The 15,685-nt window shown below is 59.9% G+C and carries 13 protein-coding genes; 6 read left to right on the plus strand and 7 right to left on the minus strand.

Features of this window, described 5'->3' with window-relative positions:
- The first annotated feature begins 81 nt into the window (after positions 1 to 81).
- The 6 genes from rpsA (at position 82) to IG617_RS19630 (ending at position 4,809) form a co-directional block, all read left to right on the plus strand.
- Positions 82 to 1,782 (plus strand): 30S ribosomal protein S1, encoded by a 1,701-nt coding sequence (gene rpsA, locus IG617_RS19605; RefSeq protein ID WP_192110924.1) that lies wholly within the window; start codon positions 82 to 84, stop codon positions 1,780 to 1,782.
- Positions 1,783 to 2,003: 221 nt separating this feature from the next.
- Positions 2,004 to 2,432 carry an FKBP-type peptidyl-prolyl cis-trans isomerase gene (locus tag IG617_RS19610; protein WP_192110925.1) on the plus strand — a complete coding sequence of 143 codons (429 nt, stop codon included), beginning with the start codon at positions 2,004 to 2,006 and terminating at the stop codon, positions 2,430 to 2,432.
- A gap of 89 nt (positions 2,433 to 2,521) precedes the next feature.
- Positions 2,522 to 2,794, plus strand: a complete 273-nt coding sequence (locus tag IG617_RS19615; protein WP_209008624.1) for a hypothetical protein — start codon at positions 2,522 to 2,524, stop codon at positions 2,792 to 2,794.
- A gap of 240 nt (positions 2,795 to 3,034) precedes the next feature.
- Positions 3,035 to 4,042 carry a signal peptide peptidase SppA gene (sppA, locus tag IG617_RS19620; protein ID WP_192110926.1) on the plus strand — a complete coding sequence of 336 codons (1,008 nt, stop codon included), beginning with the start codon at positions 3,035 to 3,037 and terminating at the stop codon, positions 4,040 to 4,042.
- Positions 4,039 to 4,338 (plus strand): integration host factor subunit beta, encoded by a 300-nt coding sequence (locus tag IG617_RS19625; protein ID WP_153770439.1) that lies wholly within the window; start codon positions 4,039 to 4,041, stop codon positions 4,336 to 4,338. Before sppA ends, IG617_RS19625 begins: the two co-directional genes overlap by 4 nt.
- Before the next feature lie 114 nt (positions 4,339 to 4,452).
- Entirely contained in the window at positions 4,453 to 4,809 is a 357-nt protein-coding gene (locus tag IG617_RS19630; RefSeq protein WP_153770438.1) for a lipopolysaccharide assembly protein LapA domain-containing protein, read from the plus strand.
- A 17-nt stretch (positions 4,810 to 4,826) separates the two neighbouring features.
- Here the strand turns inward: IG617_RS19630 and IG617_RS19635 are convergent, their stop codons facing one another.
- From IG617_RS19635 to tsaE, 7 genes are all read right to left on the minus strand, one after another.
- Entirely contained in the window at positions 4,827 to 5,441 is a 615-nt protein-coding gene (locus IG617_RS19635) for a trimeric intracellular cation channel family protein (protein ID WP_192110927.1), read from the minus strand.
- 76 nt (positions 5,442 to 5,517) lie between these two features.
- Entirely contained in the window at positions 5,518 to 6,159 is a 642-nt protein-coding gene (gene grpE / locus IG617_RS19640) for a nucleotide exchange factor GrpE (RefSeq protein WP_192110928.1), read from the minus strand.
- Positions 6,160 to 6,294: 135 nt separating this feature from the next.
- A complete protein-coding gene (gene trxA, locus IG617_RS19645; protein WP_192110929.1) occupies positions 6,295 to 6,615 on the minus strand; it encodes a thioredoxin in 321 nt (106 codons plus the stop codon).
- Between the two features lie 94 nt (positions 6,616 to 6,709).
- Positions 6,710 to 10,225: a double-strand break repair helicase AddA gene (addA, locus tag IG617_RS19650; RefSeq protein ID WP_192110930.1), complete on the minus strand. Its 3,516-nt coding sequence runs from the start codon at positions 10,223 to 10,225 to the stop codon at positions 6,710 to 6,712.
- Positions 10,222 to 13,380: a double-strand break repair protein AddB gene (gene addB / locus IG617_RS19655; protein WP_192110931.1), complete on the minus strand. Its 3,159-nt coding sequence runs from the start codon at positions 13,378 to 13,380 to the stop codon at positions 10,222 to 10,224. Before addB ends, addA begins: the two co-directional genes overlap by 4 nt.
- Before the next feature lie 3 nt (positions 13,381 to 13,383).
- Positions 13,384 to 14,118, minus strand: coding sequence for a nucleotidyltransferase family protein (locus IG617_RS19660; protein ID WP_192110932.1), 735 nt, complete (start codon positions 14,116 to 14,118; stop codon positions 13,384 to 13,386).
- 31 nt (positions 14,119 to 14,149) lie between these two features.
- Positions 14,150 to 15,673 (minus strand): tRNA (adenosine(37)-N6)-threonylcarbamoyltransferase complex ATPase subunit type 1 TsaE, encoded by a 1,524-nt coding sequence (tsaE, locus tag IG617_RS19665; RefSeq protein ID WP_192110933.1) that lies wholly within the window; start codon positions 15,671 to 15,673, stop codon positions 14,150 to 14,152.
- Positions 15,674 to 15,685: the final 12 nt, after the last annotated feature.

Raw genomic sequence — 15,685 nt, forward strand, 5'->3', positions numbered from 1 at the left:
TCGCGTATCCCGGGAGATTTAAGGATCCTCAATGCAACACAAACCCGTCGGCGGCCTGCCAGGAAGGCACCAGGAGTTTCAATGTCTGAACTTAATCCCTCTACCGAGGATTTTGCAGCTCTTCTCGAAGAGTCATTTACCCAGAACGATCTGTATGAAGGTGCGGTCGTTAAGGGCACTGTTGTCGCAATCGAAAAAGACCTCGCCGTCATCGACGTCGGCCTGAAGGTCGAAGGCCGCGTGCCGCTGAAGGAATTCGGCGCCAAGGGCCGCGACGGCGAAATGAGCGTCGGCGACGAAGTCGAAGTTTACCTTGAGCGCGTTGAAAATGCGCTCGGTGAAGCCGTGCTGTCGCGCGAAAAAGCTCGCCGCGAAGAAAGCTGGGTTCGCCTGGAAGTTGCTTTCGAAGCAAACGAAAAGGTCACCGGCCAGATCTTCAACCAGGTCAAGGGTGGTTTCACCGTCGATCTGGATGGCGCCGTTGCGTTCCTGCCGCGTTCGCAGGTCGACATCCGTCCGGTACGCGATGTAACGCCGCTGATGCACACGCCGCAGCCGTTCCAGATCCTCAAGATGGACAAGCGTCGCGGCAACATCGTTGTCTCACGCCGTGTCGTTCTGGAAGAAACCCGTGCCGAACAGCGTTCGGAACTGGTCCAGAGCCTGGAAGAAGGTCAGACCGTCGAAGGCGTCGTCAAGAACATCACCGATTACGGTGCGTTCGTCGACCTGGGCGGTATCGATGGCCTGCTGCACGTCACCGACATCGCGTGGCGCCGCATCAACCATCCTTCGGAAGTTCTCACCATCGGCCAGACCGTCAAGGTGCAGATCATCCGCGTCAACCAGGACACGCATCGCATCAGCCTCGGCATGAAGCAGCTTGAAACTGATCCGTGGGATGGCATCGAAGCCAAGTACCCGGTCGAAGCCAAGTTCACCGGCCGCGTGACCAACATCACCGACTACGGCGCATTCGTCGAACTGGAGCCGGGCATCGAAGGCCTGATCCACGTTTCCGAAATGTCCTGGACCAAGAAGAACGTCCATCCGGGCAAGATCGTTTCCACTTCCCAGGAAGTCGAAGTGATGATCCTGGAAGTCGACCCGGTCAAGCGCCGCATCTCCCTGGGCCTCAAGCAGACCCTGCAGAACCCATGGGATGCATTCGCTGAACAGTTCCCGCAGGGCACTGAAGTCGAAGGCGAAGTCAAGAACAAGACCGAATTCGGCCTGTTCATCGGCCTCGACGGCGACGTGGACGGCATGGTTCACCTCTCCGACCTCGACTGGAACCGTCCGGGCGAACAGGTCATCGAAGAGTACAAGAAGGGCGACATGGTCAAGGCCGTGGTGCTCGATGTGGACGTCGACAAGGAGCGTATCTCCCTCGGCATCAAGCAGCTTGGTGGCGATCCGATGGAATCGGGCGCAGCTGGCGAAATCCGCAAGAACTCGATCGTGACCTGTGAAGTGATCGAAGTCACCGACGGTGGCCTCAACGTCAAGATCGCAGACAGCGACATGACCGCCTTCATCCGCCGTGCAGATCTGTCCCGTGAACGCGCTGATCAGCGTCCTGAGCGTTTCGCCGTTGGTGAAAAGTTCGATGCGCGTATCACGCAGTTCGACAAGAAGACCCGCCGCGTGACCGCGTCCATCAAGGCGCTGGAAATCGCAGAAGAGAAGGAAGCTGTCGCACAGTACGGTTCTTCCGACTCCGGAGCGTCTCTCGGCGACATTCTCGCTGCTGCCATGAACAAGGCTGGCGACGACGAGTAAGACCTGTTTCGCTGAACCTTTTTCAGCCAAACACGAAAAGCCCGGCGGCAACGCCGGGCTTTTTTTGCATTTTGCAGCTTCCAATCCATGGTGATCGGCGTCTTTGACATTTCGACGCCAGACGCTAGGTTTGGGCACACTCGAGAGCACTTGCCGCAGGCTTGGCCTCGCACATTCACTCGATTTCCAGAAATCGCCAGACAGCATCGAGAGACACGCTCATGACCGAAGTCAAAGCGGGCGACAGCGTTGCCATCCACTACAAGGGCACACTTTCCGACGGCACAGTTTTCGACAGTTCCGAAGGCCGTGATCCGCTCCAGTTCACCGTCTGCTCAGGCCAGATCATTCCGGGCCTGGACAAAGCCTTGCCAGGCATGACAGTCGGTGAGGAAAAGACCGTCAACATTCCTTCCGAGGAAGCTTATGGCGCCAAGGATCCCAATGCGACGCAGCCTGTCCCGCGCGATCAACTTCCAACCGACATTCCACTTGAAGTGGGAACGCAGCTGCAGGTTCAGACGCCGGATGGCCAGCTGATGACGGTTTCCATCGTTGAAGTCGGTGAAGAGAATGTCGTCCTCGACGCGAACCATCCCCTTGCAGGTAAGGATCTGACGTTCGAGTTTTCTCTCGTCTCGATCGGTTAAAGCTGTCCAACAGCAAAAACCTTGTCAAAAATGGCTGAGACTCCCTAACGTTATCAGGTGGAATACCAATAACGTTGGGGGTGAGTGAAATGCGCGGTATAGCATTCTGGTTTTATTTTACGGGCGTGATCTATGTGATCGCCGGCATGGCCTTTGGGATTCACCTCTCGGCCACACATGATTACACACTGGCCCCTGTTCATGCTCACCTGAACCTGATTGGCTGGGTGACCATGGGGCTCTTCGGCCTCTATTATCACGCGGTCCCGGCGGCTGCGGACGGCATTCTGGCGAAAATTCATTTTGGTGTTGCGACCGTCGGTCTGTGGCTGATCACTCCCGGGATTGCCTTCGCGATTTAGGAAAAAGGCGAGACGCTCGCCAAGCTGGGGTCCATCGTCTCATTGGCCTCGGCGGTCATTTTCCTGATCGTGGTGTTCCGCTCAAGACAACGAGCCGCAGCATAGGGTCGTGTGCTCGAAAGGCGGCGCATGTTTTTTGGTGCAACCATGCCGCTCGCCCGGATGAGGAATTGCATTTCGCGGCTGTTCCACCCTATCTATGGGCGAGCGGTCTAAACGTTTCCGGGAGTAGCGGACAATATGAGCCTTGATGCAGACGTCCTGGTGGACAGACGCAAGATGCGTCGGAAACTGACATTCTGGCGGGTCGCGACCTTTCTTATTGTCACGGTTGGGCTGATCGGTGCAATCATCGCGGCGACGGACCTGGGCTCAATGTCCAAACGCAGTTCCCATATTGCCCGGCTCGCCATCGACGGAGTCATCCTGGAAGACCGCAAGCAACTCAAGCTGATCGAAAAAATCGGCGAGTCCAACGCGGTCAAGGGCGTGATTGTCTCGATCAATTCTCCTGGCGGCAGCACGACCGGCGGCGAGGCGCTCTATGAGGCTCTGCGTGAGCTCGCCGACAAGAAACCCGTCGTTGCGGAGATCAGAACGGTCGGCGCGTCGGCCGGATACATGATCGCCCTAGCCTCAGACCATATCGTTGCCCGGTACAATTCGATCACCGGCTCCATCGGTGTTCTCTTCCAATACGGCAATATCGCCAAATTGATGGATATGGTTGGCGTCGAGATGGATGCAGTCAAAAGCTCACCGCTCAAGGCCGAACCAGATTTTTATTCCGAAACATCGCCGGAAGCGAAGGAAGTGCTCAACGCCCTCGTCATGGACAGCTATGACTGGTTCGTCGGCCTTGTTGCCGAACGGCGCGACCTCTCTCCTGCAAAGGCCCGTGCGCTTGCGAACGGCAGCATTTATTCGGGACATGCAGCCCAGGAAAATGGCCTGATTGACGCCATTGGCGGGGAGAAATCGGCGATTTCCTGGCTCGAGACCGAAAAGTCGGTGGCCGAGGATTTGCCTATCCTGAATTGGTCGGTTCAGGCCGACGACGACGGACTTCCGCTGTCCGTCAAAATGACCCAAGGGCTCGGCAACGGCATCGCGAATGGACTAATTGATGAGCTGGACCTCGCTAAATGGCTGATTTCTCCGGCTATTACGCTTGACGGTCTCGTATCCGTTTGGCAGGCTCCCGGTGCGGCGAAAGAAAATTCAGCAGTTCGAGGGGGCGGCCAATGATTAAGTCGGAATTGGTTCAACATATTGCCGAGCAAAATCCGCATCTATACCAGCGCGATGTCGAGAATATCGTCAACGCAATACTGGATGAAATAACGGAAGCACTTATGCGCGGCGATCGCGTTGAGCTGAGAGGCTTTGGCGCTTTTTCGGTCAAGAACCGTCCTGCTCGTGTCGGTCGCAATCCACGGACCGGCCAGAAGGTTGAAGTCGAGGAGAAATTTGTTCCCTTCTTCAAGACCGGCAAGGAAATGCGTGTGCGACTGAATGACGGAGTAGACCACGGGGACGACTAGGGTCTAAACAAGGTTCGGAAGACTTCGAAATTTTCCTGTCGTTGTCGGAACAGCGCGGCTGGCATTCATGTCAGACCGTGCGAAGAGCTTCAGGCCAGTCCTTGGGAGACACATGTGACCCGTTTCATCAAATATGCGATCCTCATCGCAGTTGCGATCATTCTGGTTCCCCTGTCGGTTGCCAACCGGCATCCAGTCTCACTCTCGCTCAATCCATTCGATCCGCAGGATCCGAGATTCACGATTCCTGACATTCCGTTGTTTTGGGTGGTTTTCGCAAGCCTCGGGCTCGGGATTGTCCTTGGCGGCATCGGAGCCTGGGCCAAGCAGGGAAGATGGCGCAAGGAAGCCCGCGTGAAGCGACGGGAAGCCAACAAGTGGCACCGCGAAGCGGATGAGTTGCGCGAGTTCAAGGAACAGGTCGAAACGAAGCCTGGACTGCCTGGACCGAGCGGCCGCAACGCCGCCTGATCGCGTTGCAGGGGGTGTCACGACCCCTTCTTGGACTTCGGATAGCTGGGCAGTGACCAGCCAAATTCGATCGCACCGCCTCTCAGGCAAAGTGCGAGAAGCGCAGCGATGCCTGCCGCATACCAATTTCCCAGGCCAACGTAATTCAATACGACGTAGCTGCCTGCGCCGGCGAAGGCCGCACTGACGTAGACCTCCTGTTTGACGATGGCCGAGGGTTCGCCGGCAACGACGTCGCGCAGGACGCCGCCAAAGGTCGCCGTTGCCACGCCCATCGCCACGGCCACAAAAGCCGTATCACCGATGCTGAGCGCCTTTGCGGCCCCCATGACCGAGTAGGCGGCCATGCCGATGGCATCCGCCCAGCGCAGGGGCTTTCTGAAACCTTCGACGATATGGGCAAAAAACCACATCAGGATGCTGACAGCCAGGCAGACCATGAGATAGCCGTCCGACTTGATCCAGAACACAGGCACGCCGAGCAAGAGGTCTCTCAGCGTCCCTCCGCCGATACCGGTGAGCGTGGCGAAAAACAGGAACGCGATAAAGTCGAGGCCCTTTCTCGATGCGACGATGCTGCCGGCAACGGCGAAAACGCCCACGCCCAGATAATCGAGAAGCTGCAACAGCATGGTCACCCCCTTGAAGAAAAAGCCGCCCCTCGACGTGCGAGGAGCGGCTTCCGGCACTCATTATGAATTTATGGTGTCAGGCGCTCTTGTCGACCGTCTGACCGGCTTCCGCAGCCGCATCAGCGGCCGGGGCTTCTTTCGGCCCGCCCTTGGAAACACCGACCATGGCGGGACGCAAGACCCGATCACCAATCTGATACCCGGCCTGAACGACCTGGACCACCGTGTTGTTCGGGACTTCCGTATTCGGAACCTCGAACATCGCCTGGTGAAAGTTCGGGTCAAACTTCTGACCTTCCGGCTCAAGCTTCTTGACGCCATTTTTATCAAGCTGGTTCAGAAGATCGCGTTCGGTCATCTCGACGCCCTCGATCAGGGCGGCAAGACCGGCGTCTGCGGACTGGCGCGCTTCCTCAGGAAGCGAGTCCAGCGCGCGGCGCAGGTTGTCGGAAACGGAGAGAAGGTCGCGTGCAAAGCCGGTTACAGCATACTGACGCGCATCCTTGATTTCCTTCTCGGTGCGGCGGCGCAGGTTTTCCATTTCAGCCATGGTCCGCAGCGCCCGGTCCTTGAGCTCTGCGTTTTCAGCCATCAAGGCTTCAACCGGATCAACTGCCATCTCGTCGGCGGCAGCGGTGTCTGCTTCAGCTGCGGGTTTGCCAGCGTCCGTTGCAAGCTCAGGCTCCTGATCGGCAGGGGTCTTGTTCTCGTCGCTCATTTTTGGTCCGTTGGAATGCTGGTTTCACATAAAATTCGGGCGGACATGCTCTCAGCACACCCGCTCCGAACCGTCAAGTTTTTGCAGGCCAGTTCTGACGTTTTCAGACAGAACCGACCTGTATTTCGTCGAAGATCAGAGTGCGCTCTTGATCCAGTCGGCAAGCTTGCCCTTTGGAGCGGCGCCCACTTGGGTTGCCATCGGCTCACCGTCCTTGAAGAGGATCAGCATCGGGATGGAGCGAACGCCATACTTCATGGCTGCGTCCTGGTTCTCATCGATGTTGATCTTGGTGATTTTCACCTGACCTGCCATCTCTTCGGAGATTTCCTCAAGCGCCGGCGCAATCATCTTACAAGGGCCGCACCATTCCGCCCAAAAGTCCACAACGACCGGCTCGGAAGAGTTCAGCACGTCGTTTTCAAAGGTGGCATCGGTGATCGTGTTGGTAGCCATGATATTTCTCTTTCATAATTCAGTCCGGTGCAGACAGAATCCACAAAAGCACCGTGACGCGTTGGACCGAACGTAGGTAGCGAACCCCCGTCCGTCAAGCGCTGCCCACCTCGCTCGCGAGCCCCTTTAACGTATCGTCGAGAAGCGCTTCCGGAATCAACATCATGGACGGTGTCGCGGTCCAGAGCAGCGCAGCCTCGATCTTCCTGCCCGGATAGATGCTCAGCAACAAACCGCGATATACGCTGAGCTGGACCAGGTACTCCAGGGGGACGGCAGCAGAGGATTCGGGAGGCACGAGATTGGTCTTGTAGTCGACGATCAGAACCCTGTCCGGCTCCACCACAAGCCTGTCGATCTGTCCTGACACCGCAACTGCCTTGCCGTCGACAGCCGTCAGAGAGCCGACAACAGACACCTCCGCGCGCGCGTTGACGCCAAACAAGGGGGCAAACTCGGCGCCGTTAAGGATCGCGTGAACGTCTTTGAGGAGCGCATCCTTGTAGTGCTGAAATTCAGCCACAAGGGATTGAGCGACGAAACGCTCGGCAGCCCCCTCGCGTTCAGCGGCTGGCAGATCAGGCAGGACTTCGAGAAGCCTGTGCACCAGGCGCCCGCGTTCCAGCGGCCAGGCTGCCGGCTGCCGTCGCGCCTCCAGCCGGGAAGACCCGGAAACCTGTACCACGCCGTCTTTGGCCTCCATTTCCTCGAAGGCTTTGGAAGGCTGCATGCGTCGCTTGCGCACATAGGCCGCAGCGCGTTGGTTCAGCCAGTCCGGCATCACGGGAGCCGAGGCTGCCTGAGCTTCAGTCTGGCCAGGGCCGGCGGTTGGCGCGTGAGCGCTTGCTTCCGCCGCATTTGATTTCTGCCAACGCCAGGCAACAACGCCCCCCGTTTCGTCCGTCAGTTCCCGCGCTCCGGGCTTGAGCGCCGCAGATACCAGATTGTACCAGCAAGCTTCATGGGCGCCGCGCTTGGGTTCCCAGCCACAGACGATCAACCGGTCCTCGGCGCGGGTCAAAGCCACATAGAGCAGCCGACGATATTCTTCCTCCTGCCCTTCCCTGAGACTATCGATCGCCTCACCATGCCAGGGCGTGCGGTCGTTCTTGGTCGGCAGCCAGACCAAAGCTGGCGGCAGCAGGGGATTGCTTTGCCGTGCACGCGGAAGGAAAGACGGATCGTGAATGGCGCTGACCGGAGCCCCGCCTGGATCAACCAGAATGACGATCTTCGCCTCGAGCCCCTTGGATCCATGGACGGTCATGATGCGGACCATGCCCTTGGCGTTGGTCAGTTCCCGCTTGATCTCGGTGGGGGCCGCCGCCATCCAGGCCAGAAACCCTTCAAGGCCAGGTGTTCCGGCTTGTTCGTAGGTCATCGTCAGGGCGAGGAACTCGTCGAGAACGTCGTCAACCTCGACACCCAACCGGCTTCGGAACCGCTGGCGCCCGCCATCGCCTGCCAGCAGTCTGGCGTAGAACTCATAAGGTGGCATGAAGTCCGCGCGGGATCGCCAAAGCTCGAGTTGCTCCCGAGCCTGTTTCCATTTCGGGTTCGTGTCCGACTTCTTCACCAGAGACTGCCAAAGCGTGCCGTCGCGCGGGCGCTCCAACCTCTCACGGTCGACAAGCCTGATCAGGTCATCGTCGTCCAGATCGATCAGCGGGCTTTTCAATACGCAGGCCAGGGAGAGATCATCCTCGGGCAGCAACATGAACCGTCCAAGCGCTGCGAGATCCTTGACCGCGATATGATCGGTCAGGATGAGACGGTCACTGCCGGCAGCCGGAACGCCAAGGGATTTCATTTCCCGGTTCAAGGCTTCGACGAAGGGGCCACGTTTGCGCACGAGGACGAGCACATCGCCAGGCCCCGCCGCTCCGTCACGCATCCACGCCGCGATGGTTTCGGCAATGCGACGCGCGACCCGCAGCATTGGTCTACCGGAACCGACCCGGTCGAGAGGTATGCGCCAGTCTTCAGGCTCTTCAACCTCAGCTTCCTGTTCAAGCGGCCAAAGGTCGACGATGCCGGGGTCGCGGCGAATGGCTTCATGAACAGGAGCTTTGAGTTCCCGCGAAAGCCCCTTGTGGGCATCGGCCGTGGCAAAGACCGTATCAACCGCGCCAAGGACATCCGGCGTTGAGCGAAACGACAGCTGAAGATCGACCGAATGAAATTCGCGTTCAGCTTCGGCAGAGCGCCTCTCGAAGGTTCTGCGCATCTCATCGAAATAGGCAGGCACCGCGCCCTGAAATGAATAGATCGACTGCTTTTCATCGCCCACGGCAAAAATGGTCCGGACCTGACCACGTGCGCCCTCACCGGAGAAAAACTCCTCCGCCAGCGAGCGCACCACCTGCCATTGGCGCGGGCTTGTATCCTGGGCCTCATCGACGAGGATATGATCCAGGCCCTGGTCCAGCTTGTACTGAACCCACTGCGCGGCATCAGATCTGGACAGAAGATTGGCAGTTCGCACAACGAGATCTTCGAAATCCAGAAAGCCTTTGCGTGCCTTTGCTTTCTCATAGCGCTCGATGACCGCGTAAGCGAGGCGCAGCAACGCGCGCGTGCCTTCAAAGGTCACAAAGGACGCGCGCCGGTCCAGAAGCGCCAGCAGACGTGTCTGTTCAGCCTCCAGCTGCTCGACCACATTCGGGAACGCTTCCGCGATCTTCTTGGTCGCGAGAGATTTACGCGCTTCCAGCTTTGCGGTCAGGAAGACCGGGAGCCAGGCGTCCTTGAAGGCGACCGCATCTCGCATCGACCAGGCAGCGACCAGATCATTTGCACGGCCCACGTCGGTTTTCGTGCCGCTGGAAAGAGCTTCGGCATAGGACTTGGCCGCGTTTTCATCGATCAGGCAGTCGGTACGAAACCTTTCGTCGAGGTCCGACAGGCTTTCGCCAGCCGGCACTCCCAGATCGGCAGCCAGGTTTGCCAGCGCTGCGTCCAGGCTGCCTTCGTCATCGATCCAACGGCGAAAAGCGTCACGGTTGCGGATGAGCTCATCGAGTGCTTTTTCGGCCGTGGCATCCGGCATGAGCGAAATCAACATCGCGAGCGCCTGCCCGAAGTCGCTGTCTGGATCGTTCTCCGCCTTCTGCAGCACGGACGCCCGCGCCTCAGACATCAATTCGCCCGCGATCCGGTCGTCCAGAACGGTGAAGTGACCTGCGACATTTGCCTCCAGTGGAAACTGATGCAGCAGCGCCTCGCAGAAACCGTGAATGGTCTGGATCTTCAGACCACCCGGGGTTTCCAGCGCGCGCGCGAAGAGCCGTCTGGCCAGTGCCAGGCGGGCCCTGTCGGGCATGCGTCCCTCGATGCTCTCAATCTCTGCGGCGAGCTTTTCATCGCTCATGGTCACCCAGTCGCCGAGGATCTTGTAGACACGGGTCGCCATTTCAGCCGCTGCAGCCTTGGTGAAGGTCAGACAAAGCAGGCGAGAGGGATCCGTGCCATCGAGCAGCAGGCGCACCACCCGGCGGGACAGGACAAAGGTCTTGCCGGACCCCGCGTTGGCGCTGACCCAGGCGGAAGCGGTCGGCCTCGACGCGCGGTCCTGTCTCTGACGGGTGACTTCCGGGATCTGAAAGCTCATTCCTCTCCCTCCCCGCCGACAGACCATTCCTGCACGCGCGCAAGGTGATCATAGGGTCCGTCCGTACGGCCCTCCATCATCACGCGCGCCCGGGAGAGATATCCGTTATCTTCGTCGCCATAGTGGGCGATGAGCTGTTCCAGGCGCTGCCAGGCGTCCTCAGCAAGGTCTCCCAGCTCCGTGTCCTTCGGATTGCGCGGCTGCGGGATTACGGGCTCGCTTCCGCCCTTGAGCTGAACATAGAGAAGGTCGGAGACCGGCAGAGTTGCCGGGACGTCCTGGAAGCCCAGGCGCTTGATCATTGCAGCTTCCAGCGGCATCTGCGGCGCCAGAAGCGCTTCAACCTGTTTCAGCGAGGGCACCTGACCGGTCTTGTAGTCAATGACCGCAATGGTGCCGTCTGTCATCTGATCGATGCGGTCGGCCCGCCCTTTTAGCCGGAACTCGAGACCGGGCAAGACAAGCTCGACGCCACCAGAGATTTCCAGAAAACGCTTCTCGACCTTCTCGGCACGCGCTGCCTCGAACGCAACAAAGCCTCGGGCGATGCGCTTGAACCGTGGCCACCACAGGGCGCGGACCGCCGGAAAGGCGTCCAGTGACGCAAAGTGTTTCTCGCCAACCTCAATCAGCTGCGCCACGGCTGCATCGTGATAGGGCCCGGTCCAGCCTTCCAGGAACTCAGCCAGTGCGTCATGAATGATATTGCCCTTGTCCGCCGCGCCTGGAACGCCGCCGATGGGGTCAACCGGCTGCAAGTCGAGAACGTGACGCGCAAAGATCGAATAGGGATCACGCACCAGGCGCTCGATTTCCGTGATCGACAAAGACCTAGGACGCGCCGGAACCGGTGGCTTTGGCTCGGGACGGACGACAGAGCGCACAGCTCCCTCGGTGCGATCCAGCATACCGGCCAAGCTTCGATAGTGATCGCCTCTTTTGCCCATCTCGTCAGCGATATCCCGACCGGCCAACGTCAAGAGCCGTTGCAGCCATCTGGAAGCCACCGTCGGTGCGCCATCGGCGCGCGCTGTTCGCGACAGAAGCACACGACCGGCGCCAAGGCCCTGCGCAAAATCATGCGCGGCAGCGCCGATCCGGCGTTCCGGCGGATCCAGTCCCAGATCCGCCTTCATCGGTCGGTTGAGCCAGGGATCGTTGCGGGTTCGCTGAGGCCAGACACCCTCGTTCAGTCCGCCGAGAATGATCAGATCCGGCGACTGCAGCCGTGCTTCCATGGGGCCCAGGATCTGGATACGCGGATCACCCGGCAGCTTTCGCCGCACGGACGAACCTGACATCAAGGCGGCAAACACCGAAGGCCATTCACCAGGCGTCACGGCAAAACCGCTGGCATCCGCCTCCAGCAGCCCCGTGAGAAAGAGCGCCAGCGCGTCGCCGGTCTCACCAGAATAAAGCTCCGCATCGGAACCGCTCTCGTCAACGCCGATCCGGTGCAGCACATCAGCATGTGCCTTGACCAGCTCGGCGACAGGCACCTCCTCGGTGCTCTCTGACAGCGTCTCAAGCGGCTCAAGAGCGTGCGACAGGCGATCGACCAGATCGAGAATGGCATCCCAGTCGGCCTCATGGACCTTCTTCCACCGTGGTGGTGTCCGGCCGGTTTCCGCTGCTTCACGGCTTGCCAGCACGGCCTCGCGAAGTCCGCCCGTGCCGTGACGCGCCCTAGGGCCCCTGAGGACCCCACGCTCGAGCGCGCGGGCCGTCGCGCGAATGTCTTTCACCTTCAGACCAAGGCGCGCCAGCGGGTGTTTCAGCAGTGACAGAAGATCAATCGGATCACAGCCATCAAGCGCAAGACTTGCCGCGAGGCTCGCCAGGATCGCGGGCGGGGTCTGATCCAGCGGCCGGCCAGCGCTGTCATCGGCCTCGATGTGCCAGCGCGCCAGCTCGTTGGCGACACGCCGTGCCAGCAGTCGGTCCGGAGACACCAACGCTGCTGTTTCCCCGCGCTCCAGTGCTTCGCGCAAGGCAACCGCGACAGCAAGGGCCTCCTCGGCTTCATTCGCAGCCGTAATCAGGCCGACGTCTTCTAGCGCTGCGGCCCGCCGGGGTTGTTCAAATGTCTCCAGAAAGCCCATCCAGCCGTCGGATGTATCTGCGGGTCGCAGGGCTTCTGAAACAATACGTTCGCGGTCTGCCAGCGCATCCGAGGAAGCGGCTTCGAGCTTCCGAACGTCGCCGCGCACAATCTTCAGGTCCTCAAGCAGGCGCTTCAGGCCGTATTGCGGATGCCCGGGAACCGTCTGCGCCGCGTTCCAGGGTCCTGCAGCCGGTTTGACAGGTTTGGCATCCCGCCCACCGAGCGCGACCCAGGAGCGTTCATCCATCCCCAGATCCAGTCCGGGAAGAACGATGATACCCCGTTCAAGGTTCGCCACCACCTTCAAAAGAGCTGCCGTGGCTGGAACAGAGCCGGTGGTGCCCGCCACGATCACAGGTCCCTTGGGCGGCTGTGCTGCGAGGCGTTCTGCCTCGCGGTGGATCAGAAGAGATCGCCGTTCCTTGGGATCGATCTTGCCCTGCTCTGCCAGATGAGCCGGCCAAGCCTGCTGAACGATCTTGAGGAAATCCAGCGTTATCTGCCAATAGCGCGCATGATCGGCGGGCACAAGGCCTTCAAGCTCGGTCCAGTCTGCTTCCTCCGTCTCGATCTCATCCATAAGGGTCAGCAGATCACCTGCGAGCCAGGCGGCATCCGCAGCAGACGCAGGGACCCCTAGCGGCTCATCGAGACGAAGATGAAGGACCTCATGGCGCAGAGCTGCTTTCCAGGCCATGACCAGCCGGGTCATGGCTAGGTGCCGCTCCAGAAGCGGCATGGCCGGCGGCAAGGGCTCCGCATCGATCTGGGAGCGTAGCAGCTGGTCGTCTTCGTCGACATCACCAACCGGGCGGATGGTCGGCAGCAGGACCGGACGACCGCCAAAGAGCTCCTGAAAGATGTCCGGTAGGAGACGGGCGGCGCGCCGTGTCGGAAGATAGAGAGTTGCAGTGGACAGCAGCAGCGGATCATCGAGCGGGCGAAACCCTGGGCACAGGGTTCCATCTACGAGGTGGCGCGCCAGCGTTTTGAGAAACGGCACCGAAGGTGGAACCGTATAGATGTTGCCGGGACGCCCTGCCGCCTCCATCGATCAGGCTGCGCTTTCGCGAACGGCGTATTCCGCCGCACCGATCGCGTCCGGCGTCCCGATGTGGAGCCAGATGCCTTCCATCTGAACCCCGAAGAGACGGCCGTCCTCGATCGCCTTGTCGAACAGCCGGTTCATGGAGAATGCACCTTCCGGCGCGCCCTCAAACAGTCGTGGATGCAGAATGGCAGCCCCCGCATAGGCGAAAGGCGTGACGCCTCTCTCCTGTCTCCGCTGGAGTGACCCATCCTTGCCGAGCTCGAAATCGCCTCGTCCACCGTAGCCGACGGCCTTGACCGTCTCGGCGATGAGCAGGAGCGCATCCATCCGGGTGTCGTCCCAGGCGTCAATCATGTGCTCAAGATTGGGCTTCACACCTTCAATCCAGTAGGATGTGTCGGCGTTCAGCTGGAAAAACGGCGCGTCGCCCAGCAGCGGGAGCGCCTTCTTGATGCCGCCGCCGGTCTCCAGAAGTTCATCCCTCTCATCTGAAATCAGGATGTCGAGATCGCTCCGCCGGCGTGCATGAACCTCCACGAGGTCCGCCAAATAATGAACATTCACCACGCAGGTCTTCACGCCGGCTTGTACGAGCTTGTCCATGCCATGGTCCATCAGCGCCTGGCCGTTCACCTCGATCAACGGCTTGGGCGTTGTCGCCGTGATCGGACGCATGCGCTTGCCGATTCCCGCAGCCAGAATCATTGCCTTTTCAGGACGGAAGGTCGTCGCGGTCATTACCTGTTCCGAATCTTGTCGCCCCGAGAATTCAAGGCCTGTTTCTGTCATACCAAAGCTTGAGATCAGACAGAACCGGGTGATCGAGCGCTCGATCAAGATAGGCATTCATGCGTGGCAAATGTGCAAGATACACCGGCTTGTGATCCCGCCGCGCCAAGCGCACGAAAATCCCGAGAATCTTCGTCACCCTCTGGGCGGCCATCACCGCATATGCCGCCTTGAAGGCGACCTCGTCAAACTCCAGGTTCTGCTGTCTCCTCGCCTCTACATAGGTCTCGAACAGAGCAGCTTCCAGATCCTCCGGAACCTCGACACGCGCATCCAGCAGTAACGACGCAACGTCATAGGCAACCGGGCCGATCACCGCGTCCTGGAAATCAATCAGAGCAAGGCGGTCGAGGCCCTGGCGTTCCGCGCGCCAGAGAAGGTTCGGCGAATGATAGTCGCGCAGCACCCAGCCTTTCTGGGCGTCGGCAATGTCGTCCAGTGCCGCCGACCAGAGCCGATGAAACTCCCGTCTCAACTCCTCCGGGGCCGCAGTTCCGGTCATCTCGGGCACATACCAGTCCAGAAAAAGGTCTGCCTCGGCCAACATCGCGGCGCGCGAGAAATCAGGGACCTGGTAGGTCGATCCGTCACCAAGCGGGATCTCGCGTGGCCAGCTCTCACCATGCATCCTGGCAAGAAGCTCCGTTGCCGCTTCGTAGCGACCGGGGTGCGGCCTGCCATCGGCAAGGACGCCCTCATCACCGAGGTCCTCAATCAGCAACAATCCCTGACCCGTCTCCGAAGCGTAGATTTCAGGAGCGCCATAGCCGCGCCGGTGGAGTTCGGAGCCAATGGCGACGAAAGGCTTCACATCCTGCGCCAGATGAACGATCTGGCTGTAGCTCAGCTCAGCGCCAAGCTCCTGTTCGGAGTAAAGCGCCGGCGAATTCATCAAAATGGCAGTGCGTCCGTCCTTCCCGACCCGCTCATAGCTGCGCGCGGACGCATCGCCCTTCAAATGACGGCGCTCGCAACCGGACCAACCTGCGTCATTCAGGAATTTGCGGATCTCGCGTGAGCGTTCCAGCCGCGCACCAAAGTCCGTATCCTCAAAACAGAACACGGCCTTTCGGCCTTCTTCCTCTTCGCCATCGAGCCGCAACCAGACGCGGCTTGATGGCAGAAGCTCACCACCGAGTTCAGGCCACTCGACGAGCGCAGCGCCCGTTTCCAGGAGCTCGTCGAGACCCAGTTCGTCCAGTTCTTCAGGGTCTTCCAGGCGATAGAGGTCGAAATGCGAGACCGCGAACCTTGCAAGCTCATAAGTCTGAACGAGCGTGAACGTCGGGCTTGGGACCTCCAGATCAGGGTCGTCGGCCAGTGCTCGCAGAAGTGCCCGCGCCAAGGTCGACTTACCGGCTCCCAAATCACCGGAGAGGCAGATCAGATCACCGGGCTGCAATACGGCGGCGAGATCTTCCGCCAGGCCGATCGTTGCCGCCTCGCTGGCGAGTTCGATGCTCAAGTCAGGATGGGGAATCGGGCGCAGGTCCTTGGCGGACATCGCAGCTCCAGT

This window comes from Roseibium polysiphoniae, from assembly GCF_014842925.1.
GTDB classification, from domain to species: Bacteria; Pseudomonadota; Alphaproteobacteria; order Rhizobiales; family Stappiaceae; genus Roseibium; species Roseibium polysiphoniae.